General features: G+C 48.1%; 1 protein-coding gene. It reads right to left on the bottom strand.

What is annotated here, in order from left to right:
- Nucleotides 1-262, bottom strand: a 262-nt coding sequence (locus BKB51_RS21380; RefSeq protein ID WP_198946835.1) for a hypothetical protein, incomplete at both ends; no start/stop codon positions are given.

Genomic DNA, 262 nt, shown 5'->3' on the forward strand with positions numbered 1-262 from the left:
GTCTCTCAGCATCATTGGTTTTTTTACACTTGATTTTTCCTTTTCCTTCTTTTTTCTTTGCCTCAACCCAGCGTTTACGTCCTTGCCTTTTTGCCTTTTTATCCCTTTCCTTTTTCGCTTTCCCATGTCCTTTCCTTTTCTCCTCCCCCCCGTCTCTCTCCTCCTTCAACTCCCTCTCCCCCTTGCCCTCTTTTTTTCCCTCCTCTCGCTCTTGCTCTTTTGTTCCATGGCTACCCCTTTCGCTATCTTGGGGGTCCGACCC

Origin of the sequence: Kiloniella majae, assembly GCF_002118315.1 — a bacterium.
GTDB lineage: Bacteria > Pseudomonadota > Alphaproteobacteria > Kiloniellales > Kiloniellaceae > Kiloniella > Kiloniella majae.